Origin of the sequence: Streptococcus oralis (genome assembly GCF_003942585.1) — a bacterium.
GTDB lineage: Bacteria > Bacillota > Bacilli > Lactobacillales > Streptococcaceae > Streptococcus > Streptococcus oralis_BE.
On record NZ_RJNK01000004.1, the window covers coordinates 74334 to 100349 of the forward strand.

The following is a 26016-nucleotide window of genomic DNA, read 5'->3' on the forward strand; positions in this document are numbered from 1 at the left end:
TTGCACGACCTCTGTTTTGACAGCGCTTTTATATATGTGCAAAATAATATTTTTAATGTATTATGTTATTTTTTCATCTAAATGCTACTATTTTCTTTGTGTTTGTGGTAAAATCAAAGAAGGAGAAAGAAAAAAATTGAGGTGCAATTATGGCTATTCCAAAATACCAATATATTAAAGACGAACTCAAGAATAAAATCATCTCAGGTCAATTTGCGAGTGGAGACAAGTTTTATACTGAAGCAGAGTTGATCGCGATGTATGATGTCAGTTCTATCACAGTTGTTCGTGCCTTGAACGACCTTGCCAAAGATGGCTATATTGTCCGCCAACAAGGAAAAGGAACTTTTGTTTCACGCGCTCGTAAGCACAAACTCGTTGAGTTTTCAGATGTGGAAATTTTTGAAACAAAGGACGATAAAGTAACTGTCCTTTCTATCGAACGTGGAAATAAGCTTGAATATTTGGAAAAACTTGGTTTGCGTGGAGACCAATTCTACTACAAGATCGAACGGACACGTCAAACTAACGGTGTGACCTATATCTACCACACTTCTTATATTCCCGAACAATATATCAATGCCAACTATCCAAATCTTGACTACTATAGCTCTATCTATAAACGTTTCAAATTGGATTACCGCATTCACATGACTGATGAGCATTTTGAAGAAATCAACGAAATCGCATTTCCAACACCAGAGCATGCTGCTTCTGTACTAGGAATCGATACACAATTCCCAACTGTCTTCCAAACAAAGACTACGAAACTTGAGGCCACTGGCCAAGTCCTTGCCTATAGTGAAACTTATAAGCGAGCTGACTACTACAAAATCAAATTCATCTCGTGTGATCGAGGTCATTAAGAAAAAGCCTGAGCCTAGCTCGGCTTTTTCTATTTCATTATAGCATGCTTGATTTGCAATGAACAGGCGAGAAAGGGTGAATCTTTAATTAGTAGTGTTTTTACTAAAAACAAGTTAGATAGAAATTACTGGTTTTCCACAAAAACAGCTTCCTAATCTTATAATTTCCTCCATTTATTATAGTTCTTTCATAAAGCCTCTTGACTTTTTATATCTTAGATAATAAAATAAAAACAGTTTTGTGTAAACGCTATCATACAATATAATAACAGGGAGGTTTTATCATGAAACTAGAAAAGAAACAGCGCTTCTCCATTCGTAAGTACGCGATTGGAGCAGCTTCTGTGCTCATAGGATTTACTTTCGGTACCCAAGTCGTGTCTGCCGACAGCGTAGCTCAAACCGCTCAAGGAGAGCCACAGACAGCTGAGACAGCAGTTGAAAGCAAGCTTGAAGAAACAGTTGAGGTAAAAAGCACGGAGGAGAAAGAGGCTTCAACTACACTCGCTTCAACAGTCGAAAAAACTGAATCCCCAGTAGTTGCAGAGAAAACTGACGAGACTCCAGTCGCTGAAAAAGTTACTCCTGTTTCAAAAGAACAATCAGAACCAGTAAAAATTGACGAAGAAAAGAAAAATGAACCAGCAACGCCTGCTGCAGTTGCTCCTAGAACTGAACGAGCAGCTCAGGTAAATGAAAAACTGGCTAAAAGAAAAATGATCTCAATCGATGCTGGACGCAAGTACTTCTCACCTGAGCAACTCAAAGAAATCATTGACAAAGCCAAACATTATGGTTATACTGACCTTCATTTACTAGTTGGAAATGATGGCATGCGTTTCATGCTGGATGACATGACGATCAAGGCCAATGGCAAAACCTATGCCAGTGATGATGTCAAACGTGCACTCGAAAAAGGAACAGATGCCTACTACAAGGATCCAAACGGCAACCACTTAACAGAGAGCCAAATGACGGACTTGATTAACTATGCCAAAGATAAAGGTATCGGACTGATCCCAACAGTCAACAGCCCTGGCCACATGGATGCGATTTTGCATGCTATGAAAGAACTTGGTATTGAGAAGCCAAACTTTACCTACTTTGATAAGGAATCTGCTCGTACCGTTGACCTTGATAACAAGGAGGCTGTTGCATTTACCAAAGCTCTGATTGACAAGTATGCTGCTTACTTCGCTGGCAAATCTGACATCTTTAACATCGGACTCGACGAGTATGCCAACGATGCTACAAACGCCAAGGGATGGAGCGTTCTTCAGGCTGATAAATACTATCCCAATGAAGGCTACCCTGTAGGAGGATATGAGAAATTTATCGCCTACGCCAATGACCTTGCTCGTATCGTCAAATCTCACGGCCTCAAACCAATGGCCTTCAACGACGGTATCTACTACAATAGTGATACTAGCTTTGGTACCTTTGACAAAGACATCATCGTTTCTATGTGGACTGGTGGATGGGGCGGATACGACGTCGCTTCTTCTAAACTTCTAATTGAAAAAGGTCACCAAATTCTTAATACCAACGATGCTTGGTACTATGTTCTCGGACGAAATGCCGACGGCCAAGGCTGGTACAACCTGGACCAAGGACTCAATGGAATCAAGAACACTCCAATCACTTCTGTACCAAAATCTGAAGGAGCAGATATCCCATTCATCGGTGGTATGGTAGCTGCTTGGGCCGATGACCCAGCTCAACGTTATTCTCCATCACGTCTCTTCAAACTCATGCGTAGCTTCGCAAATGCAAATGCTGAGTACTTTGCTGCCGACTATGAGTCTGCTGAGCAAGCCCTTAAAGAAGTTCCAACAGACCTTAACCGCTATACTGCAGAAAGTGTCGCAGCTGTCAAAGAAGCTGAAAAAGCCATTCGCTCACTCGATAGCAACCTCAGTCGTGCCCAACAGGACACGATTGACCAAGCAATCGCGAAACTCCAAGAAGCTGTTAGCAACTTGACCTTCACCCCAGAAGCTCAAAAAGAAGAAGACGCGAAACGCGAAGTTGAAAAACTTGCCAAGAACAAGGTGATCTCAATCGACGCTGGACGTAAGTACTTCTCAGCTGAGCAACTCAAACGTATCATTGATAAAGCTAGCGAACTTGGATATTCTGATGTGCATCTCCTCCTAGGAAATGATGGACTTCGCTTCCTACTTGATGACATGACTATCACTGCTAACGGAAAAACTTATGCAAGTGACGATGTCAAAAATGCCATCATTGAAGGAACAAAAGCTTACTACGATGATCCAAACGGAACCACTCTTAGTCAAGCTGAAGTCACTGAATTGATCGAGTACGCAAAATCAAAAGGTATTGGACTAATTCCAGCGATCAACAGCCCAGGTCACATGGATGCCATGCTCGTCGCTATGGAAAAATTAGGTATCGCAAACCCTCAAGCTAATTTTGATAAAGTCTCCAAAACAACCATGGACCTCGAAAACGAAGAGGCGATGAACTTTGTCAAAGCCCTCATCGGCAAGTACATGGACTTCTTTGCAGGCAAGACTAAGATCTTCAACTACGGTACAGACGAATATGCCAATGATGCTACCAACGCCCAAGGCTGGTACTACCTCAAATGGTATGGACTCTATGGCAAGTTTGCTGAATATGCTAACACTCTTGCTGCCATGGCCAAAGAAAGAGGCCTTCAACCAATGGCCTTCAACGATGGTTTCTACTACGAGGATAAGGATGATGTTGAGTTTGACAAGGATGTCATCATCTCTTACTGGTCTAAAGGATGGTGGGGCTACAACCTTGCATCTCCTCAGTACCTTGCAAGTAAAGGCTATAAATTCCTTAATACTAACGGAGACTGGTACTACATTCTCGGTCAAAAACCAGAAGATGGGGGTGGCTTCCTCAAAAAAGCTCTCGAAAATACTGAGAAAACTCCATTTAATCAACTAGCATCAACTAAATACCCTGAAGTTGACCTTCCTACTATTGGTAGTATGCTTGCTATCTGGGCAGATAGACCAAGTGCCGAGTACAAGGAAGAAGAAATCTTTGAACTCATGACTGCCTTCGCTGATCACAACAAAGACTACTTCCGCGCTGACTACAATGCTCTCCGTGAGGAGCTTGCTCAAATCCCTGCAAACTTGGATGGATACAGCAAGGAAAGCTTGGAGGCCCTAAATGCAGCTAAAGAAGCTCTCAACTACAACCTCAACCGTAACAAACAAGCCGAGTTAGACGCTCTCGTAGCCAAGCTCAAAGCAGCCCGCCTAGGCCTCAAACCAGCGGCAACTCACTCAGGAAGCCTCGATGAAAATGAACTAGCTGCCAACGTTGAAACCAAACCGGAACTCATCACAAGAGCAGAAAAGATTCCATTTGAAGTTATCAAGAAGGAAAATCCGAATCTCCCAGCCGGTCAGGAAAAGATCATCACACCAGGTGTAGATGGTGAACGCACTCATTACATCTCTGTCCTTACTGAAAATGGTAAACAAACAGAAACCGTTCTAGATAGCCAAGTAACCAAAGAACCTGTGACCCAAGTGGTTGAAATCGGTGCCCCTATTACTCACAAAGGGGATGAAAGTGGTCTTGCTCCAGCTGCCGAAGCGAAACCAAGACTAGATATCCAAGAAGAAGAGATTCCATTCACTACCGTGACACGTGAAAATCCACTCTTTCTCAAAGGGAAGACTCAAGTCGTTACTAAAGGTGCTAACGGTCGTCGCAGCCATTACTACTCTGTGAGCACTACTGCTGACGGTAAGGAAGTGAAAACTCTTGTAGATAGCCTTGTGACCCAAGAAGCAGTGACCCAAGTTATTGAAGTCGGAACCCTTGTAACCCATGTAGGGGACGAACACGGTCTTGCTCCAACCGCAGAAACAAAACCGAGACTAGACATCCAAGAGGAAGAGATTCCGTTCACTACCGTAACACGTGAAAATCCGCAATTACCAAAAGGACAAAGTCAAGTAGTCGTTGCTGGTGTAAATGGTCGTCGTACGATTTTCTACTCTGTCAGCACTACTGCTGACGGCAAGGAAGAAAGAACCCTTGTCAATAGTGCGGTATCACAGGAAGCGGTCGCTCAGGTGGTCGAAGTCGGAACTGCCGTTGAGAAAGCTGAGCAAGCTGAAGCAACTACTAGCAAAGCAGAAGAAAAACAACTCCCTGCAACAGGAAGTCAAGATTCTGTTGGATTGGTCGTAGCAGGGCTCATGGCTACACTAGCAGCCTACGGACTGACTAAGAGAAAAGAAGACTAAATCCCTTCGACAAGAATACAAAAAAGCGAGATTGAATCTCGCTTTTTGTATGCTTAGTCACCGAGTCCGATACGTTCAAAGATATCATCTACTCGTTTGGTGTAGTATGCAGGGTTGAAGATTTCGTCAATTTCCTCTTGTGTGAGGCGTGATGTCACTTCTGGATCTGCTTCGAGAAGCGGTTTGAAGTCTACTTGATTGTCCCAAGAGTAGGCTGTTTTTGGTTGCACCAAGTCATAGGCTTGCTCACGCGTCATGCCTTTCTCAATCAAGGTCAACATGGCACGTTGGCTAAAGATTAGACCAAAAGTTGAGTTCATGTTGCGGATCATGTTTTCAGGGAAGACTGTCAAGTTCTTGACGATATTTCCAAAACGGTTGAGCATGTAGTCAATCAAAATGGTCGTATCTGGTGTGATGATACGCTCAGCTGATGAGTGGGAAATATCACGCTCGTGCCAGAGAGCGACATTCTCATAAGCTGTCACCATGTGACCACGGATAACACGCGCCAGACCTGTCATGTTTTCAGAACCGATAGGATTGCGTTTGTGAGGCATAGCAGATGAACCTTTTTGCCCTTTAGCAAAGAACTCTTCCACTTCACGTTGCTCAGACTTTTGCAAACCACGGATCTCAGTCGCCATACGCTCGATTGAAGTCGCGATACTAGCAAGAACTGCAAAGTACTCAGCGTGAAGGTCACGAGGAAGGACCTGTGTAGAGATTTCTTGAGCACGGATACCCAACTTGTCGCAGACATATTGCTCTACAAATGGTGGAATGTTGGCAAAGTTACCAACCGCACCAGAGATCTTACCAGCTTCCACACCAGCAGCCGCATGCTCGAAACGCTCGATATTGCGCTTCATTTCGCTGTACCAAGTCGCCAATTTAAGACCAAAAGTTGTCGGCTCAGCGTGCACCCCGTGAGTACGACCCATCATGATGGTAAACTTGTGCTCCTTAGCCTTGTCAGCGATGATGTTGGTGAAGTTTTCAAGGTCACGACGGATGATGTCGTTGGCCTGCTTGTAGAGGTAACCGTAGGCCGTATCCACCACGTCGGTAGAAGTCAAACCATAGTGAACCCACTTGCGCTCCTCACCAAGAGTCTCAGAAACTGCACGTGTGAAAGCCACCACATCGTGGCGCGTCTCCTGCTCAATCTCCAAAATACGGTCGATGTCAAAGTCCGCTTTTTCGCGAATCAAAACCACATCTTTCTTAGGGATTTCTCCCAACTCAGCCCATGCCTCGTCAGCCAAGATTTCCACCTCAAGCCAAGCACGGTATTTATTTTCTTCACTCCAAATGTTCGCCATCTCAGGGCGAGAGTAACGGTTGATCATGTTTAATTTTCCTTTCTTTTGATGTTTCACATCAGTTAGCAACCGGCAATCACTTTATTCAAATTCTTCTTTTCCAATCCACACTGATGGATAGTGATCTAGTGTATTCAAATCCGTATCCAGCGGGACATCATAGATAGCTAAATAGTTTTCAGGAAATTGTGTAACTAGCTCTTCATACTTGGCTTTCACCTTTTCGTGATCGCTACTAGCATACAAGACTTCGACGACTGCTCCAGTCTTCTCTTTTTCGACAAATGCGTTGACAATGAGTTGAATCATAAGAATTGATCAAGTCCGTAGCCCGTATTCAGTTTTGGTGAATACGTGAGTCCTTGTTCCTTTCTAGTATTTATATTTTATATTTATCAGAAATAGCTCTATATATATGTTCAATATCTGGATAAATAAATCCCTCATCAATTCCAAATATTCTTAATTGTTCAAGAATTTCTTGTTTTTTTTTCTTTTGGAATTACCAATTCATACTCTAACCTAATTGATTGTTGTATTGATTCATCTATTTTTTCCTGCATAATCTCAAAACTTATCCCTCTAGAAGAAATATACCCTGGAATAATAAATGCACCACTTTGATGTTTTATTCTCTCATTTATCTTTGCAGGCTTTACAATATAGCTTTTCTGAATGTCTTCAAAAATTGCAACTGGGAACTTTAAAATTTCATTTCGACCCGAGTTCTGATTTAGTTGCTCCAAAAATGGTGCGAGCAATATCTNTATATTGGATAAAAGATATTTTTGATAATGTTCAATATTTAAATTCTGTTTTCCTTGTTCTCCTAAATAACTTAAATAAGGATCATCTTGTAAAAATGGCTCTAATAATTTTACTATTTGATTTTTTGCTTCGTCTTCCGAAACAGTTATTGTTTCAACTCCTTCCATATTTTTTATATTAAGAGCCTTAAATGGTATTTTAAACACATCTTCTCCAAACTCTTCAATGTTAGCTGATAAAGTCTTATTATTAAACTCCTCTGTTAATTTGTGGACAATATCAGCAATGGTAAAACTCCGTGAGAAAAATCTAGACCTTTCTTCTTCAGGGAATTCCGACATTAGGGCCCTCAGGAACTCTATAAAACCATCTATTTGAGAACGAGGAATAAAATTCAATGCCGTCATTATAGATATCGTATGTCCAAAATATTGTTTTTCATTATCAGTTAATGGTGTATATACATATAATTTACCATCACTTTCCTGATTCCCGCTACAAGCAAAAAATAGACCGACTAGTGCATTCATACTAATATCTAGAATACTTGTAACTGCTCCATAATGTTGAACTTCAACAATCCATTCAAATAATTTAGTTCCAAAAGAAGTTATAGGCCATCCTAATTCCTGAAAAATTTCAAAATAATAATCCTTAGTCCCATCCTCTACCAATATCTTAAACATTGGTTTCTCTGGCTCTAGCTCGTTATTTTTTTCGCAGATCTAAAAATTCCCGGTAGTCTTTTGGGATAACATCCGCTTTCTCCCCTAAAAAATATAGTCTTTTTTGGTCCATCTTGAGTTTTTGTTGAAATTTCATTAATAAATACTGTATATTCTTCTAGAGAATTTATGGGCTTCCCTATCGTTACCATTGTTTCCTCACTTTTAAATTTCGATAAACATTTTGTTATTATATTTCCAATCACCTAAAAATCAATCCCTTTCAGCAGCAGTTGACTGGCTTCTCTTGCTGACTTTATCAGCTATGACAAAGCTAGTCAACCTTGCAGGGGTAAGACAACGGACATTGTAATTAGGGTCCTGTCTTACTCACCAAACTCAACTACACTATCCGGCGCATCACTAAACAAAGTCACATGTCCCATCTTGCGGTTGTGCTTCGCTTCTATTTTACCATACATGTGGAGGTGGACGCTTGGATTTTCTGTCACATATTTTTCAGCAGTCTCTACGTGTTGGCCGAGGATATTGAGCATGACGGCTGGAGCATGCAATTTGATGGCTGGCAATGGTGCTCCGAGAACACCCAAAATATGGGTGTCAAACTGGGAGAAGTCACAGGCTTCGATTGAGTAATGGCCAGAGTTGTGTGGACGTGGGGCAATTTCGTTGACGATAATGTCGTCAGCTGTCGCAAACATTTCCACACAAAGGGTGCCAGACAGGTTCAGTTGTTCTGCAATTCGCACCGCCATAGCTTTAGCTTTTTCAGCTAGACTTTCTGAAATGCGAGCTGGGACAATGGTCTTAGACAGGATGTTGTTACGGTGGATATTTTCCTGAACTGGGAAAACCGTCACATCCTTGCCATTTCCAGACACGATAACAGAGATTTCAAGGTCGAAATTAACGAACTCTTCCAAGACACAGTCTGCTGAATCTGCTAGTGTATAGGCTTCTTCCAAATCTGCTTCTGAACGAATGACCTTTTGTCCATGCCCATCATAGCCACCGGTCGCAGTCTTGAGGACATGGTCTTTCGACAGGTCGATATCTGCTAAGTCTTGGCTAGAAGTCACGACCTTGTAAGGTGCCACAGTGACTTGTGCCTTGTTTGACAAAAAGTCCTTTTCAAAGATACGATTTTGGGAAATGCGGAGTAGGTCTGTCCCTTGAGGGAGCTGACCTTCCTTGATAACGGCATCCAAACCGTCGGCATCGACATTTTCAAACTCATAAGTCAGGACATCGCAACGCTCCGCCAACTGCCGCAGAGCATCCACGTCATTATAAGGCGCCACGATAATCTCCGCCACACGAGAGGCTGGGCAATCCGCCGCTGGATCCAGCGCGATGACCTTGTGTCCCATGTAGATAGCAGAAATGGCCATCATCTGACCCAGCTGACCGCCACCGATAATTCCGATTGTTTTAGATGAGCTCATTACTAGACTCCTCTGCGATTTTTCCTTGCTCTTCTGCAAAATCTGCCAAAGCTGTCGCAATAGCTTGGTCCTCTACTGATAGGAGACGGAGTGCAAAAAGGGCCGCATTGGTCGCACCTGCTTCGCCGATAGCCATGGTCGCTACAGGCACACCGCCCGGCATCTGGACGATAGAGTAGAGCGAGTCCACGCCACTAAGAGCACGTGATTTGACTGGTACACCAATAACAGGCAGAGTGGTTTTGGCTGCTACCATGCCTGGCAAATGGGCTGCGCCACCAGCACCTGCAATGATAACTTTGATGCCACGGCTACGTGCTTCTTCGGCATGTTTGAACATAAGGTCTGGTGTACGGTGGGCAGAGACAACTTTCTTTTCGTAGGCTACACCGAAGCGGTCTAGAACTTCTGCTGTTTTTTGCATGGTTGCCCAGTCGGATTTGGAGCCCATGATGATGGAAATAATTGGTTTCATTTCTTCTCCTTTTTTAATAATCGTCTATTGTAGTGCGGACGTAAGCGACCGCCTATGGCGTTCCATTACTAAAACTGGAGCCTAAGTCTCCAGTTTTCCGCTCCTAGTAGCTCTGCCACTAGGAGTTCCACTATTGCGACGATTATCCTATACTAGCTCGCTAATGCTCGCAATCAAACGACCATTAACGTGTTTGGCGACTGCGTCGCCTTTTCTTATATCTTTATCGAATAGCCTTGCTTCCGATATCGGTTCGGTAAAAGAGACCTTCTGTTTTTTGTTGGGCGAGTTCTTGATAGATAGTGTTTTGGGCTTCTTTGACGGTGTCTGCTGTGGTGACCAGCATATAGACACGTCCACCGTTTGATAGCAGTGCTCTGCTATTTTCCGAAAACTTAGCCCCTGCATAGTAGGTGATGATGTCGCCTTCTGTCTTGGCTGGCAATTCAACACCTTTTTCATAGTCTAGCGGATAACCGTTGGATGCGACAACCACACCCAGAGTCACACCCTTATCTGTCCACATGATGTTTGGCTCCTTACCATCGAGGATATCCGTAATATTTTGTGCAAAGTCAGATGTCAAACGAGGTAGGATAATCTGAGTTTCAGGATCTCCGAAGCGAGCGTTAAACTCGATAACCTTAGGTCCATCAGCTGTCATGATAAGCCCTGCGTAAAGAATACCAAGATAAGGACGACCTTCTTTAATCATGCCTTCAAGAACTGGCTTGATAATCGTGTCAACTGCCGTGTCAACCACACTCTGTGGTAAGTGAGGAACTGGCGCATAAGCTCCCATACCGCCCGTGTTAGGGCCCTTATCGCCATCATAGGCACGTTTATGGTCCTGAGCCGTTGGCATGATGTAGAACTTGTCCCCATTGACAAAGGCAAAGAGTGAAAATTCCTCTCCTTCAAGGAATTCCTCAATAACCACACGCGCACCTGAGTCACCAAATTTATTGTCCAAAAGCATCTCATGAGCGGCTTCGACCGCTTGCTCGACTGTCTCAGCAACGACAACACCTTTCCCAAGGGCCAAACCATCCGCCTTGACAACGATAGGCGCACCCTGCTTTTCGATATAGGCCTTGGCTTCCTCAAAATCTGAGAATGTGCCATAGACTGCTGTCGGAACGCCGTATTTGACCATGATTTCCTTGGCAAAATCCTTGGACCACTCCAGCTCAGCTGCAGCCCTAGTCGGACCAAAAGCCTTGAGACCAGCTTGGTTAAAATCATCCACGATCCCAGCCGCAAGGGCATCATCTGGTCCGATAAAGGACCAAGCAATATCGTTGGCTTTTGCAAAGTCAATCAATTTAGAATGTTCGGAAATAGAGATATTCACTAATTCCAGACCATCCAGAGTCATCCCGTCATTCCCAGGAGCTACAAAGACTTTTTCAACGTCTTTTGATTCAAGCAACTTCTTAGCAATGGCATGTTCACGACCACCAGAACCGACAACAAGCAGTTTCATTTTCCAACCTCTTTTGCGAATCATTTACTAACATTATATCATAAACGTTCGTTTTAATCTTGTTTCACTTAGCATTTTAAGCCAAAAAAGGAAAGAAACTGTTTTCTTCCCTTTTGTCTTCTTAATGTCTAAAATGTCTCACGCCTGTGAAGACCATAGTCAAGCCGTATTTGTCAGCAGCTTCGATGGATTCTTGGTCACGGACCGATCCACCTGGCTGGATGATGGCCTTGATACCTGCTTTGGCGATTTCTTCCACATTATCCGCAAATGGGAAGAAGGCATCCGAAGCAAGGACAGCACCGTCAAGGCGATCTTTGGCTTGGTCAATCGCAATACGAACAGAAGCCACACGGTTGGTTTGGCCTGGGCCGACACCCAGTGTCATGTGGTCGTTGGTGATGATGATACCATTTGATTTGACGTATTTGATGGCCTTCCAAGCGAATTCAAGAGCAGTCGCTTCTGTCTCGGTTGGCTGACGTTTGGTCACCACTTGCCAGTCAGCTGGGCTTTCTTTGACCACGTCTTGGTTTTGCACGAGAAGTCCACCAACCACACCTGTGTACTCTGCTTCCACTTCACTAGCGTCTTGGGCATCAAATGGCAACTCTAGGATACGCAAGTTTTTCTTTTTGTTGGTCAAAATAGCTAGCGCTTCATCCGTATAGCTTGGTGCGATGATGATTTCAAGGAAAACACCGTGCATCTTCTCAGCTGTCGCAGCATCCACCTCACGGTTGAGAACCACAATCCCACCGAAGATAGACACTGGATCAGACTCATAAGCGTAGTCCCAAGCAGTTTCAATATCATTAGCCTGACCGATTCCACATGGATTCATGTGTTTGAGAGCCACAACGGTCGGACGGTCTTTGAAATCACGAATAATACGGATAGCAGCATCCGCATCGCGGATATTGTTGAAGGACAATTCCTTACCGTTAAGCTGTTTGGCTGATGCAATTGAGTAATCCGTTGGCAAAGCTTTTTGATAGAAGTCCGCATCCTGTTGAGGATTTTCCCCATAACGCATAGCTTGTTTAAGATCATAGGTCAAGGTCAACTTTTCAGGCTTGCTTTCACCCACTTGAGCTGTGAAGTATTCCGCAATCAAAGCATCATAAGCTGCTGTGTGACGGAAAACCTTGGCTGCTAAACGTTGACGCGTTTCATAAGTGGTTTCTCCGTTGGCTACCAATTCATCAAGCACCACAGCATAGTCAGAAGGATCTACCACAACTGTCACGCTGGCGTGGTTCTTCGCTGCTGAGCGAAGCATAGATGGCCCACCGATATCGATGTTTTCAACGGCATCCGCATACGTCACATCTGGTTTGAGAATGGTTTCCTTGAAAGGATAGAGATTGACTACAACAAGGTCAATCAATTCGATCTTATTGTCCTTAGCTGCTTGAAGGTGGCTGTCCAAGTCACGACGAGCCAAAAGACCCCCGTGGATATTTGGATGAAGGGTCTTGACACGACCGTCCATCATTTCTGGAAAACCAGTCACATCATCGATAGCAATTGTGTCCACCCCAGCATTGTCAAGGGCAACCTTGGTCCCACCCGTCGAGATGATATCCCAACCAAGTTTTTTGAGTTCTTGGGCAAATTCAACAATGCCCGCTTTGTCTGAGACGCTGATTAAGGCGCGTTTAGTCATTATTATTCTCCAATCTGAACTGGCTATTATAGCGATCTACCCTGCGTTTCGTTTCTTCTTCATCAAATTTTAGTGTACACAAAGTAGGATTTTCCCCCTCAAGATAAGCAATAAACGATAGCATCCTAAAACTTGTTCTTTTTTCGTTATAAGCGCTCTCATCTTGATTTACTGAATTATTAAAAATATAATCTCGAATAATAGATGGTAATTGGAATGTAAGTCTATATTGAGCATAATTTCCATTTGGTCTAACTATCCATACATCATTCTCATTTTCATTCCGTGTGATAGTTACTTCTTGATGTGGGTTTCTAAGTAGAGAATTACGAAACTCATCATCATTATCAGGTATAAGTGCTATGATTTGTGAACTCTTTGTACTCGCTATATAGATACTTCTAACATTTTGCATTTGGTTTACAAATTCATTCACAACTGAGCGTTGATTTTCAAAACCAATCCATCTATCAAGTTGATTACCTCTTAAATTATTAATCCAACTAGAAAACTCTTCTTTAAAATCATTAAAAATATCACTACTAATATCATCACCATTGTTACTATGATAAATAAACAAACAATCTATCTACAATTTGATTTATAAAAAATGTAATCCAGCTATAATAACCAGACGATAGGTCTATTAACCTAATCTTATGAGCAAGAGCCAATCTTTGAGCATCACCTGTAAATCCTGATGTAGAAAAAATAGCATAGTTATAATTATATTTAGGTAATTTTAACTCTTTATCTGACATTGTAACTGTAGAATAATTAGTATTTACATCTTGTAAAATACCTATTCCCATTCTAACTCTATCTATACCTACCTTATTACTTGTATAGAATTTAGCCTCTAGAAATAAACGTATAGGATGAGTAAATGGGGGTGTAATACGAAATGTTCCTAACGAGTCAAATTGGTGATAAGCACCTCTCCCCTTGATATTTAGACCATTCCTTGGTAAATCTACAATCTCATTATCCTCATTATCGGTACTCGTTACTAAATCATATCCGTTAACTTTTAATAACTTAGCCAGTACAATTTCTAATAAATATCCTTTGGCTTGTGATTTTTTCATAATCTCCTCTCCACTCCCAAACTATCCAAGACCTCTGGATACAACTTGTACTCCGCTTCATGAATCCGAGCTTCAAAGCTTTCGATGGTATCATTTGCTAGTCGCGGCACACGGACTTGTTGGATAATCTTTCCTGTATCCACACCCGAGTCCACCCAGTGAATGGTCACGCCGCTCTCAGCAACACCAGCATTCCAAGCATCCTCAATCCCATGAGCTCCTGGAAATTCTGGCAGGTAGGCTGGATGAATGTTGATGATACGACCTTCATAAGCTGACAATAAAGTTGGCCCAACGATTTTCATGTAGCCTGCTAGACAAACCAAGTCAATCTGGTGCTCTTCCAAAAGTTCGACAAGGGCTGCTTCGTAGTCTGCCTTGCTCTCAAACTCCTTGAGTTCAAAAGCGTAGGATAGAACACCAAGCTTTTCTGCACGCTCGAGCACAAAGGCATCACGATGGTCTGAAAAGACAAACTCCACCGGAAATTCTTCGGCAATCACCTGAAAATTTGAGCCATTACCAGAGGCAAAAACCGCTATTTTTTTCATTTGATGATGACACTTTCGTTTTCTTTCGTGACGATGCGACCAATTTCATAGACTGGTTCATCCAGCAATTCTTTGACACGCTCTACATTTTCAGGGGTAACTGCCAACATGAGGCCCACACCCATATTAAAGATTTCAAACATTTCCTCGTGCTTGATCTGACCGTATTTTTCAAGGGCTTTGAAGATCGGAAGAACTGGAACCTTGTCTTCTTCGATTTCTGCCGCTAGGTCATCTGCAAACATGCGAGGGACATTCTCGATAAATCCACCGCCTGTGATGTGGGCAATGCCGTTGACCAACTCTTCCTTGATGAGTGGCAAGACAGCCTTGACATAGATACGAGTCGGCTCCAGAAGAACTTCCCTGAGCTTTTTGCCTTCCAACTCAGGCAAGACTTCTTCGCCTGTGTAGTCGGCAAAGACACGACGAACGAGTGAGTAACCATTTGAGTGAATACCACTTGAAGCAAGTCCAAGAAGAACATCACCTTCTGCCACCTTTGAACCGTCAATGATTTGAGATTTTTCAGCCACACCGACCGCAAAACCAGCCAAGTCATAGTCATCTGCGCCATACATACCAGGCATTTCAGCCGTTTCTCCACCGATGAGGGCTGCGCCTGCCTGCACACAACCTTCTGCCACACCAGCGACAACTTGTTCTAGTTTAGCTGGTTCATTCTTACCAGTCGCGACGTAGTCAAGGAAGTAAAGAGGCTCCGCACCTGCAGCGATGATGTCATTGACACACATGGCCACACAGTCCTGCCCAATCGTGTCATGCTTGTCGTACTTGATAGCCAACATGAGCTTGGTTCCGACACCGTCAGTCCCTGAGATCAAGACAGGCTCTTTGACACCTGTCTTTGAAAGGTCAAACATGCCACCAAAGCCACCAAGAGCCCCCATGACACCTGCACGCTCCGTACGAGCCACGTGCTTTTTGATCCGTTCAACAACTTCATAACCCGCTTCAACATCCACACCAGATTGGGCATAAGCATTTTTATTTGTCATCTTCTCTTCCTTTCCTTTCATGGAGAATCGTCTTCCGCCTATTTGTAAAAACTTGTCTTATCCCCTAAGCTTCTACGATATTCTTCTTCATAATCATAGAGAGGAGTTGGGTAATCTCCGTCAAAGTAAGCGACACAGAGACCACCATTTGGTGCATCTGTTTCAATCCCGATAGAGTTAATCAAGCCATCAATCGAAAGATAGGTCAGGCTATCTGCGCCAATGATTTGGCAGGTTTCTTCAACCGTATGATTGGCCGCAATCAGCTCCTGACGCGTCTGGATATCAATCCCGTAGAAACATGGATAAGCTAGGGCAGGGCTACCAATCGCAACGTGAACCTCAGTCGCCCCTGCTTCTTTCAAAAGCTGAACGATGCGGCGAGAGGTTGTCCCACGAACAATGGAATCATCAATCATGACGACGCGTTTGCCTTTAACAACGCCTGAAACAGCAGAGAGTTTCATCCGCACACCTTGCTCCCGCAACTCTTGAGTCGGTTGGATAAAGGTGCGTTGGGTGTATTGGTTTTTGATCAGCCCCATTTCGTTTGGCAGACCAGATTCTTCCGCAAAGCCCATGGCTGCGCTGAGTGAGGAATTAGGCACACCGACCACGATATCTGCCTCATGCTTAAATTCACGCGCCAACTGAGCTCCCATACGCTTGCGAGCTGTATGGACATTGACACCATGGATATTAGAGTCAGGACGGGCAAAGTAGATATACTCCATAGAGCAAATCGCGAGCTGAGTATCATTTGTGTAGCTATCATACTGGATACCATTGTCGTCAATTATGACAATCTCTCCTGGTTTCACATCGCGAATCCACTCCGCACCGATTACTTCAAAGGCACAAGTTTCAGAGGAAACGACAACTGCTCCATTGGCCATTTTTCCGATCGAAAGAGGACGAAAACCATTAGGGTCAAGGGCAGCAATCAACTTGTCCTCAAACAGCAAGAGATAAGCGAAACCACCTTTGACAAGACTAAGCGCTTCCTTGATTTTGCCCATCAAGTTTGGATTGTGGCTACGGCGAATCAAGTGAGCCAAGATTTCCGAGTCCGAAGTCGCGCTGAAAATCGCTCCTCTTTGTTCTAATTCTTGCTTGAGAGATTCTGCATTGGTCAGATTTCCATTATGAGCCAAGCCAAACTGCATATCATGAAAGCGGAAAAGGAAAGGTTGGATATTGTCTACAGAAGCTTCTCCCGCAGTCGCATAACGCACGTGTCCAATCGCTCCAGTCCCTGTCAATTTATCCAAATTAGCAGGTTCTCTGAAGACTTCTGATAAAAGCCCCATATCACGATGGCGCTTCAATTGTCCATGGTCATTGGAGAGGATTCCTGCCCCCTCCTGACCACGGTGCTGAAGACTGTGGAGCCCAAAATAGGTCAATTTAGCAGCATCTGGATGTCCCCAGATACCAAAAACGCCACATTCTTCATTAAGAGATTTTACTTCGTATGTCATTTTTTATACCTTTTATTTTCCTGTGAAATAACGCACAGCCGACGCGAACAGATGCTGGTCTTTATTTCCTGGGATGTTTTGGAAGAGACCGTCTTCATAACGTTCTGAGTGTCCCATTTTACCGATGATCTGGCCGTTCTTACTAGTGATTCCTTCGATGGCATGGACAGAACCATTTGGATTGTACTTAGAGTCCATGCTTGGTTTTCCGTCAAAGTCCACGTATTGGCTAAAGATCTGACCATTGTCACGGAGTTCCACAAATTCCTCAGCCGTCACGACAAATTTCCCTTCACCGTGCGAAACAGGAATAGCGTGGATATCGCCCACTTGCACTCCTTCCAACCACGGTGAGTTTGTATTGGCAATCCGAGTTTCCACCATCTTAGCCACGTGTTGGTTGGCATCATTGTAGAAGAGGGTTGGGCTCGTACTGCTTGCATCTTCGAAGTTCCCGTACGGAAGAAGACCAGATTTAACCAGAGCCTGGAATCCATTACAGATGCCAATAATCAAACCACCGCGAGCGATGAAGCCGTCAATGGCTGCACGCACTTTTTCATTGAGCAGGATGTTGACGATAAACTTAGCTGATCCATCTGGCTCATCCGCAGCTGAGAATCCACCTGCAAAAAAGAGGATGTTAGCCTTGCCGATGTTGTCAACCATGGTTTCAACTGACTTGACAATGGCTTCTTCATTGAGTGTCACGAATGGCACCAAGTTGACCTCTGCACCTTCTTTTTCGAAGGCCTTAGCTGAGTCATATTCTGAGTTGGTACCTGGGAAGACTGGGATGTAAACCACAGGTTTTTCAATAGTTTCTTTGGCTTTGATGACTGCGTTAGAAGCGACAGCTGGAACTTCGTCCAATTCTTTAGCTTGAGCAAATTCTGTAGGATAGACTGCTTCCAATGTCCCTTGGAAAGCATTATCGAGTTTGTCTCCATCTAGCTTCACGCCATTGACAAGGAGAGCAAAGTCTGCGCTTGTTTGACCGATTTTCTCCACTCCAGCGATTTCTTCAGGAGATGTGAAGATAAATCCGCCCAATTGAGCTGTCAAAGCCGTTTTAAGTTCAGGCAAGGTCACCTCTGCACCGATATGATTTCCAAAAGTAGCAAGAGCCAAACTTTCAAGCACACCACCATATTTAACAGCTGAAGCCGCCGTCACCTTATGAGCTTTTTGAATGGCTTCAAACTGAGCAAAGTTTTGCTTAATCAAGTCAAAATCAATCTCTTGTGCCAAGGCTTGGCCTGGGATGTAGTAGATGTTTTCACCAGCAGTCTTGAACTCTGGAGAGAGCACCTTACGGCTATCCGCCGTCGTCACCCCAAAGGCAACCAAGGTTGGTGGTACGGTTAATTCCTCAAAGGTACCAGACATAGAGTCCTTCCCACCGATAGATGGCAAACCAAGTTGGATTTGTGCTTCGATAGAACCTAGGAGAGCTGCTACTGGCTGACCAAAACGCTCTGCTTGTTTATCCATCCGCTCAAAATACTCTTGGTAAGAGAAACGAGCCTTAGACCAGTTGGCACCAGTAGCCACCAAACGAGCAGTCGCTTCGATTACTGCATAGGCAGCACCGTGGTATGGAGACCATTCTGCTACATATGGATGGAATCCTTGGGCCATGACTGACGCAGTGTGAGTCACACCGTGTTGAACTGGCAATTTCTGCACAGAAGCCTCGGTGGGGGTCAGTTGGTAGCGACCGCCAAGCGGGTGATTAACCGTAGAACGACCAACGGAACAGTCAAAGATGGTCTGCAAACCTTTTTGACTCGCATGGTTGAGGTCCGACAGAACCGCAAGAGTATCCGCTTCAAGGGCTTCAGCACTTGTCTTGCGCTCTTCTGGAAGTTTGACATCCTTGTCTACAACTTTAGCATCGACAACGACACGTACTCCGTTAGTATCAAGGAAACGACGCTCCAAGTCTACGATTGTCTCACCATTCCAGTGCATGACTAGATTTGGTTTTTCAGTCACTGTCGCAACCACAACAGCATCAATATTTTCTTTGTTACATTCAGCAACGAAGGCATCTACGTCTTCAGGACGCACCACAACTGCCATCCGTTCTTGTGATTCAGAGATGGCGATTTCGGTACCATTCAAGCCTTGGTATTTAAGAGGAACCTTATTGAGGTCGATTTCAAGACCGTCTGTCAATTCACCGATGGCTACACAGACACCACCCGCACCAAAGTCGTTGGATTTCTTAATGAGACGAGTGACATCGCCATTACGGAAGAGGCGTTGAATCTTGCGTTCTTCGATGGCATTCCCCTTTTGAACCTCAGATCCAGCAGTCTCTACAGACTCAACTGTTTGAACCTTAGAAGAACCTGTCGCACCACCGACACCATCACGTCCAGTCTTGCCACCAAGGAGAATAATCACATCCCCCGCTTCCGGTTTTTCACGGACAACGTTGCCCTTAGATGCCGCACCGACAACTGCACCTAGCTCCATACGTTTGGCTACAAAGCCCGGATGGAAGTACTCACGAACGTAGGTTGTCGCAAGCCCAATCTGATTCCCGTAAGAAGAATAACCGTGAGCAGCTGTTTTAGAAATAACTTGTTGTGGCAATTTACCAGCGCGAGTCGCTGAAATCGGTGCTGTAATATCTCCAGCACCTGAGATACGCATGGCTTGGTAAACATATGATCGACCTGACAATGGATCACGAATAGCACCACCGATACAAGTAGCCGCTCCACCAAATGGTTCAATTTCTGTTGGGTGATTGTGGGTTTCATTCTTGAACATGAGAAGCCATGGTTCTTTCACACCATTGACATCCACTTCGATTTCGACTGAGCAAGCATTGATTTCGTCTGACACTTCCATGTCGTCTAAACGTCCATTAGCACGCTCATAACGACCGAAAATAGTCGCCATATCCATCAAGGTTTGCGGTTTTTCAGAGCGCCCCAACTCCTCACGCATGGCAATATACTTGTCATAGGTCGCCTGCAATTGCTTTTGGAATTTAGAAGCTGAGAAATCAATCTGCTTCAATTCGGTCTCAAAAGTCGTGTGACGGCAGTGGTCAGACCAGTAAGTGTCCAGAACCTTGAGTTCTGTTTCCGTCGGCACGCGCCCGATTGACTTGAAGTAGTCTTGGATAAAGAGCAAATCATCTACTTCCATGGCCATCCCTTGCTCAGCCTTGTAGCGGGCAAAGTCTTCTGCTGTATAGCTTTCAAAGAAAGTCAATTTAGGAATTGTCTTGTCTGACTCTGAAAATTCCTGCTTGACAATCCCTGTCGTGATATCCTTGAAACGAGAATCCACTGGATTGAGCAGGTAGTTCTTAACCGCTTCTAGCTCAGTTGCATCGATATCCTTATTGACCAAGTAAAGTTGAGCAGTATTAACCGTTACATCACTTGAGCTACCTAGCAAGAGCAAGGCTTCCTGTGAAGATGCTGCACGCTGGTCAAACTGACCGGGCAAGCTTTCGATAGCAAAGAAAGCATAGTTAGCAAGATCCGCTTGCACAGCCGCTTCGTCCAAGACACGGTCTGTCACCTGTTCAGAAAAGATATGTTTTTCTGCAGATGCAAACAAATCCTCTGCCAAATCAAAGACATCATAAACTTGCACAATGCGAATACTTTTCAAAGTTGACAGTCCTAAGTTGTGCTGGAGTTCTCTTACCAAACTCTCTGACTTGACCTGAAAATCAGCCTTTTTTTCAACAAAAATACGTTTATCCATCAATTCTTATTCCTTTATTTCAGCTCTTGCAATATTCCCAAACAGCCTTTAGGTTGTTATTTCAATTCCTGCAACTTTTCCCAGACAACTTCATAAACATCTGTTAGTTCTCCCAAACCACGACGGAAAACATCCTTATCCATGTGGTTGCCATCCGCATCCCACAAACGGCAGTTATCTGGTGAAAATTCGTCTGCCAAGATAATCTTACCATCCTTGTCAAAACCAAATTCCAGTTTAAAGTCAATCAATTTGAGGCCAATCTCAGCAAACCAGGCTTTCAAAAGCTCATTGATACGACGTGTCTCTTCCTTCAAGTAGGCGATTTGCTGGTCATCTGCAATCTGTAGGAACTTCACATGCTCGTCATTAATAAAGGGATCATCCAAATCATCGTTTTTATAGTAAAATTCGACAATCGGAGTTTCCAAAGCGATGCCCTCTTCCACGCCAAAACGTTTTGAAAAGGAACCAGCTGTATAGTTGCGAAGCACGACTTCCAAAGGAATAATCTCAACCTTTTTATTGAGTTGTTCCGTATCTGAAAGTTTCTCCACAAAGTGAGTCGCCACACCAGCAGCATTCAACTTTTCAAAAATAAAAGATGAAATCTGATTATTTAAAACTCCCTTACCCGCAATCTGCTCCTTCTTGACACCATTGAAAGCAGTCGCCTGGTCTTTGTAAGTTGAAATAATAAGATTTTCATCCTCAGTTGTATAGATATCCTTGGCTTTTCCCGAATAGATCAATTCTTTTGACATGTTAAAGTTCGCCTTTCGTATTTCTTTACTTCATTCTACTACAAAACAAGAAAAATAGCAAGAATTTGCGAACGAAGATGAAGGTGTCTATTTTCAACATTAAGAAAAACTGTAAAATCAAAACATTTTACAGTTTTAAAAGTATAATATTGCGTTAAAGACAAACATTATTCTCTGTTCAAAAATTGATCTAAGTAGTATCGCAGATAACTTTTCTTTCCTGTGATTAGTGTCAAACGTCCTTCTGAACCGTAGCGAAGCTCTTCTGCTTGTTCAGGAGTCAGACCTGTCTCCGCCTCTATTTTAAAGAAATTTCCCTTTTCAGTCTTGGTAGCTGTCGCATCAATATTCGTAATCGCAGAAACAAGAATAAGTTCTTTGTTGGCATCCTTGGTTGTAGTGAAGCGAACAGAATCACCTACTTTTAGCCTTGCAACATCTTTTGAACTAAGATAAGCTGTGAGTTTGGTTTTTCCTTCCTTTTCCAAGGATGGATAGAGTTGAGCTAGTAGGGTTCCTTCTGCGACCATGGTAGAATCACTGGTCTCAGGATTGAGGTGAAGCACCCCATCCTCGCTTGCTGTGATTTTCCCCTTGTCCAGCAGACCTCCTTGGACTTTCTTACCCGACTCTGCTTCTAAAATTTTCTGATCTAGAAGGGTTAATTCCTGACCAACTTTGACTAGGTGCTGGGACTTGAGGGATTCAAGCTGACTATCCAGTCCGCTTGCGTAGGCTTGTTGAGCTCCAGATCCCGCATACTGCACACGATACGTAGCTAGACTAGACTCTAGCTGGCTAATTTGGGCATCCACTTGCGCAATAACTTGCGATTTAGCTTGCGAATCTTCTTCACCTTGATTTTTATAGGTCTGGTAAAAAGAGTAGGCTGGATTCTGACTATCCAATTGAGCTCCTGTTTCAATCGCTGACTTAGCTGTTTTGTAGTCTCGGATTTTATCCTCTGTTTGACTGATAAGATTGCCAATCTCAGCCTGACTCTGACTTGCTGCCGCATTTTGAGAGGAGATACTGGCATTTTGCTGAGAAACATTACTTCTAAGACTACTCGCTTGGCTGAGATAGTCCCGAAACATCTCTTGGTAACCAAACTTATCCGCCTCTGGAAATTGATCACTCCCCTCTTTCAAACTGAATTGCAAATACCCTAACTGTTTTTTTTGATCCTTAAACATCTCCAACTGACTGGCGTATGCTTCAGCTTGAACAGCTTCCGCCCCTTGCTGGTACTGAACCAGTAGCTCCCCCTGCTTGACTAGTTTGTTTTCTTCCAGATAATTTGCCACAATGCGTTGATTGCTAGTCGACTGGATGTTGGCAATAATCCGACTAGGTTCGACAGTAGCTCGGGTAGACAAACTAATCTCCTTCTCTGCAAAGACTGAAAATCCCAGTAGAAACACGAGTAGAAGAAACATGGGTAAAATCACTCGACTGGAAAAATTATGGTAACGACGATGGTAAAACTCCGCACTTTCTAAAAATTCTGGTTTCATCTTCTCCTCTTTCTAGCTATTGACCAAATGGGCGTAAAAGCCATCTCGAGCCAGCAAATCAGCATGATTGCCTTCTTCGACAATCTTACCCTGATCCAAGACAACAACCTTTTCTGTCCGCTCAGCGATGGTCAAGCGGTGGGCGATGAAAATTAAGGTCTTATCTAAAGCCATGAGATTATCGACAATTCGCTTCTCCGTCAAGATATCCAGACTGCTGGTTGCCTCGTCCAATATCAAAACAGGGGCATCTGTTAAAAGAGCACGCGCCAGAGCGATTCGTTGCCGTTGCCCACCAGAAATCCCTGCCCCATCCGAAGTTAATTCTGTCTGGTAATTCAGTGGCATGCGCTCAATGTCCTCCCGAATCTCTGCCAATTCGACCGCCCGTAAGATATCCTCTTGAGTCGTCCCCTCCTTGGCTCCAAGGAGAAGATTCTCCAAAATCGTTCCGTTAAAGACATAGGGCTGTTGAGGCAGGTAGTTGATATACTGGCGCAGGGCCTTTTTATCAATCTGGTTGAGATTGACACCACCCAGACTAATCTCTCCCTGACTTGGGTCGTAAAAATTAACCATCATCTTGGCCAAGGTAGTCTTGCCTGACCCTGAAATTCCCACAAAAGCCACCTTAGACCCTTGCGGGATCGTCAAATTGATATCCGACAAGACATCACGACCATAACCATACTTATAGTGAACTTGTTTAAAGGTCATATCCCCCTTCATCATACTCAAATCTTCTACCGTTTTCTTCTCCTCAAACTCCGAAGCTACTAGATAAACCTCATTTAAGCGATTATTGGCAACCTGCGCTGTCTGAAGTTTGGTTTGTAGGTTGATGATATTTTCCAAAGGATTGGTAAAGTAAACAAGCAAAGTATTATAGGTAATCAGTTGGCCCAAACTCATTTTCCCATCCATGACAAGAACTGCTCCCATCCAGAGAACGGCAACATTGAGCAGGAGCTGGGCAACTTTTTTCAGTGCCTTTTGCTGGCTTTCTGCCCGACTATAGGTAAAGGATTTTTTCAGATAAGCTACAAATTCCTTATCAATCTTTTGATAGCGTGAACTTTCACTGGTCAAAGACTTAATGGTCTCAATACCGTTGATGTCCTCGATGATAGAAGAAGACAGAACCGCATTGGCTTCCATGGTATCCCGATTCATCTTTTCAAAAGGTTTCATAAAGGCAAAGATAATCACCGTATAGATGGGAAGGGCAAGCAGACTAATGAAAAAGAGTGTCATATTTTGTGAAAACAAGACCAGCGAGATAATCAAAATCGTCGATACATCTAGGAAAATCGACAGAATGGTCGACGCCAGCGCATCAATGATACTGTTGGCATCTGTAAAACGAGACACGATTTCTCCTGTACGACGTGTCGCGAAAAAGGACATCGGCAGGTGAAAAACATGCTTGATATAGGACAAAATCACGTCAATCGATAAGCGTTGCCCAAGGATTAGTAAGAGATATTCCTGCGCGTAGGACAAAATTTGCTGGAGGATATAGACGATGACCAAACCAATAGAGATGATACCCAGCGTCGAACGCATCTGATCTGGCACATAGGTATCAATGATAGACTGCAGATAATAAGAACCCACAATGTTAATCAGGGTTACCAAGAGTGTCGCTAGTACGATATTGGTAATTAAGCCACGCTGTTTGAATAAGATGGGCAAGAAGGATAGGAGCCCCTGTTTTTTCTCCTTATGAGGTTTATAGTCTGGAGATGGCGCCATAAAGAGACTGACCCCTGTCCACTCTTGCGCAAATCGCTCACGGGAAATCTTGGTTAGCTTGACACCAGGATCTGGATCAGCGATATGGATGGTCTTCTTATCCTGACCTGTCACCACATAGTAGTGGAGCAATTTCCCTTCCTTGAGCACATGGGCCACAAAAGGAAAGGTCAAATCAGGCAGATCAAAGAGCGTCATATCCGCCTTGATAGCCCGCGTCTCAAACCCAATCTCCTCTGCCACATTTACAAGCCCCAAAGCAGTCGTACCATCCATGGTCGTCTTGGCCAACTCTCGTAGATGAGCCAAGGAGTAATAACTACCGTAGTAGCCAAATACCATAGCCAAGGAAGCCACGCCACAATCCATCTGATCCACCTGAGGGCGATAGTGTCTTTTCCCAAATTTCATATCTATCTCCTTTTTCTAACAATCTCTTAAAAACTTTGTAAGATTATTTTAACCAAACGAAGAAGAAATAAGGGAATTATTTCTGAAAAAGCAATATCCGCACCTGAACAGCACTTTTTGCCAAATAAAAATAGGCAGAACAAGGTTCCTGCCTGTTTAAAGTAACCGTTAAAAAATGAATGCATAGAAATAAACTATTCTGAAATGATATTTCTATAAAGTAAGATAAATGTCATCAAGAATGATGAAATCGTAGGTATATCAAAATATTCAAACCACGTAGGTAGATTTATTTTGTTTATATTAGCCACCTCTCGCTGCTGACTGATAACCATTATAGGCACCCCAAGCTAGGAGTCCGAGAGAAACAATTCCTCCACCAACGAAAAGTAGCACTCCTCCGCCATCTACTTCTTGTAGTTCAAGATCGCTTAAAGTTGGATAGTTTTGTTCCAACGTTTGTAAATTTAACATATTTCCTCCTTCATTTTACTAATAAAAATTAATGTTCTTTCAACATACCCACAATAATCATTAATACACTCAAGAAAAACGCAGATAGCAGTCCTTTAGTAGTACTATTAAAAAAAGGTCTGTCAAAAACAAAATAATTATATGCAGATAATCCTAAACCAATAGCAGTTACTACTATTGTAATAACGAATAGTATAATCCAAAATGTTTTTTTGCTCATATTTATCAAA

21 protein-coding genes are annotated in these 26016 nt (G+C 43.5%); 3 read left to right on the forward strand and 18 right to left on the reverse strand.

The genetic code is table 11. The annotated features are described in order from the left end of the window. The first annotated feature begins 149 nt into the window (after nucleotides 1-149). Together D8862_RS06565 and strH are read left to right on the forward strand one after the other, a co-directional pair. On the forward strand, nucleotides 150-866 hold the full coding sequence (locus D8862_RS06565; protein ID WP_125449465.1) for a GntR family transcriptional regulator: 717 nt from the start codon (nucleotides 150-152) through the stop codon (nucleotides 864-866). A gap of 284 nt (nucleotides 867-1150) precedes the next feature. Then, nucleotides 1151-5134 (forward strand): LPXTG-anchored beta-N-acetylhexosaminidase StrH, encoded by a 3984-nt coding sequence (gene strH / locus D8862_RS06570; protein ID WP_260467908.1) that lies wholly within the window; start codon nucleotides 1151-1153, stop codon nucleotides 5132-5134. Nucleotides 5135-5187: 53 nt separating this feature from the next. On the opposite strand, the gene purB is transcribed toward strH, so the two are convergent. From purB to D8862_RS06590, 3 genes are all read right to left on the reverse strand, one after another. Continuing rightward, nucleotides 5188-6486, reverse strand: coding sequence for an adenylosuccinate lyase (gene purB / locus D8862_RS06580; RefSeq protein WP_125449469.1), 1299 nt, complete (start codon nucleotides 6484-6486; stop codon nucleotides 5188-5190). A 54-nt stretch (nucleotides 6487-6540) separates the two neighbouring features. Further along, nucleotides 6541-6768: a phosphoribosylaminoimidazole carboxylase gene (locus D8862_RS06585; protein WP_084864746.1), complete on the reverse strand. Its 228-nt coding sequence runs from the start codon at nucleotides 6766-6768 to the stop codon at nucleotides 6541-6543. 161 nt (nucleotides 6769-6929) lie between these two features. Then, nucleotides 6930-7913 carry an FRG domain-containing protein gene (locus tag D8862_RS06590; RefSeq protein WP_125449471.1) on the reverse strand — a complete coding sequence of 328 codons (984 nt, stop codon included), beginning with the start codon at nucleotides 7911-7913 and terminating at the stop codon, nucleotides 6930-6932. A gap of 223 nt (nucleotides 7914-8136) precedes the next feature. Here D8862_RS06590 and D8862_RS09710 point away from each other — a divergent pair, with 223 nt between their 5' ends. Beyond that, the gene (locus tag D8862_RS09710) at nucleotides 8137-8265 is read left to right on the forward strand and encodes a hypothetical protein (protein ID WP_260467909.1); all 129 of its coding nucleotides are present in this window, start codon (nucleotides 8137-8139) and stop codon (nucleotides 8263-8265) included. A gap of 13 nt (nucleotides 8266-8278) precedes the next feature. Here the strand turns inward: D8862_RS09710 and purK are convergent, their stop codons facing one another. The 15 genes from purK to D8862_RS09725 form a co-directional block, all read right to left on the reverse strand. Then, a complete protein-coding gene (gene purK / locus D8862_RS06595; RefSeq protein WP_125449474.1) occupies nucleotides 8279-9358 on the reverse strand; it encodes a 5-(carboxyamino)imidazole ribonucleotide synthase in 1080 nt (359 codons plus the stop codon). Further along, a complete protein-coding gene (gene purE, locus D8862_RS06600) occupies nucleotides 9345-9833 on the reverse strand; it encodes a 5-(carboxyamino)imidazole ribonucleotide mutase (protein ID WP_125449476.1) in 489 nt (162 codons plus the stop codon). The genes purK and purE overlap by 14 nt, the downstream gene beginning before the upstream one ends. Before the next feature lie 223 nt (nucleotides 9834-10056). Continuing rightward, entirely contained in the window at nucleotides 10057-11319 is a 1263-nt protein-coding gene (gene purD / locus D8862_RS06605; protein WP_125449478.1) for a phosphoribosylamine--glycine ligase, read from the reverse strand. A gap of 121 nt (nucleotides 11320-11440) precedes the next feature. After that, on the reverse strand, nucleotides 11441-12988 hold the full coding sequence (purH, locus tag D8862_RS06610; protein WP_125449480.1) for a bifunctional phosphoribosylaminoimidazolecarboxamide formyltransferase/IMP cyclohydrolase: 1548 nt from the start codon (nucleotides 12986-12988) through the stop codon (nucleotides 11441-11443). Next, complete coding sequence (locus tag D8862_RS09715; protein WP_260467910.1) at nucleotides 12981-13568, reverse strand: hypothetical protein; 588 nt, start codon at nucleotides 13566-13568, stop codon at nucleotides 12981-12983. The genes purH and D8862_RS09715 overlap by 8 nt, the downstream gene beginning before the upstream one ends. Further along, nucleotides 13552-14076: a PDDEXK family nuclease gene (locus tag D8862_RS09720; protein ID WP_260467911.1), complete on the reverse strand. Its 525-nt coding sequence runs from the start codon at nucleotides 14074-14076 to the stop codon at nucleotides 13552-13554. Before D8862_RS09720 ends, D8862_RS09715 begins: the two co-directional genes overlap by 17 nt. After that, nucleotides 14073-14627 carry a phosphoribosylglycinamide formyltransferase gene (gene purN, locus D8862_RS06620; protein WP_125449482.1) on the reverse strand — a complete coding sequence of 185 codons (555 nt, stop codon included), beginning with the start codon at nucleotides 14625-14627 and terminating at the stop codon, nucleotides 14073-14075. Before purN ends, D8862_RS09720 begins: the two co-directional genes overlap by 4 nt. Beyond that, nucleotides 14624-15646, reverse strand: a complete 1023-nt coding sequence (gene purM / locus D8862_RS06625) for a phosphoribosylformylglycinamidine cyclo-ligase (protein ID WP_125449484.1) — start codon at nucleotides 15644-15646, stop codon at nucleotides 14624-14626. The genes purN and purM overlap by 4 nt, the downstream gene beginning before the upstream one ends. A gap of 38 nt (nucleotides 15647-15684) precedes the next feature. Beyond that, complete coding sequence (gene purF, locus D8862_RS06630; protein WP_125449486.1) at nucleotides 15685-17127, reverse strand: amidophosphoribosyltransferase; 1443 nt, start codon at nucleotides 17125-17127, stop codon at nucleotides 15685-15687. Nucleotides 17128-17139: 12 nt separating this feature from the next. Continuing rightward, entirely contained in the window at nucleotides 17140-20865 is a 3726-nt protein-coding gene (locus D8862_RS06635; protein ID WP_125449488.1) for a phosphoribosylformylglycinamidine synthase, read from the reverse strand. A 56-nt stretch (nucleotides 20866-20921) separates the two neighbouring features. Then, on the reverse strand, nucleotides 20922-21629 hold the full coding sequence (purC, locus tag D8862_RS06640; RefSeq protein ID WP_125449490.1) for a phosphoribosylaminoimidazolesuccinocarboxamide synthase: 708 nt from the start codon (nucleotides 21627-21629) through the stop codon (nucleotides 20922-20924). A 167-nt stretch (nucleotides 21630-21796) separates the two neighbouring features. Further along, nucleotides 21797-23146 carry a competence pheromone export protein ComB gene (comB, locus tag D8862_RS06645; protein ID WP_125449492.1) on the reverse strand — a complete coding sequence of 450 codons (1350 nt, stop codon included), beginning with the start codon at nucleotides 23144-23146 and terminating at the stop codon, nucleotides 21797-21799. A 12-nt stretch (nucleotides 23147-23158) separates the two neighbouring features. Then, nucleotides 23159-25312, reverse strand: a complete 2154-nt coding sequence (comA, locus tag D8862_RS06650) for a peptide cleavage/export ABC transporter ComA (RefSeq protein WP_125449494.1) — start codon at nucleotides 25310-25312, stop codon at nucleotides 23159-23161. 303 nt (nucleotides 25313-25615) lie between these two features. Beyond that, a complete protein-coding gene (locus D8862_RS06655; protein WP_000933509.1) occupies nucleotides 25616-25786 on the reverse strand; it encodes a H354_08695 family bacteriocin-like peptide in 171 nt (56 codons plus the stop codon). Between the two features lie 28 nt (nucleotides 25787-25814). After that, entirely contained in the window at nucleotides 25815-26006 is a 192-nt protein-coding gene (locus D8862_RS09725; protein WP_013670143.1) for a hypothetical protein, read from the reverse strand. Nucleotides 26007-26016 lie beyond the last annotated feature (10 nt).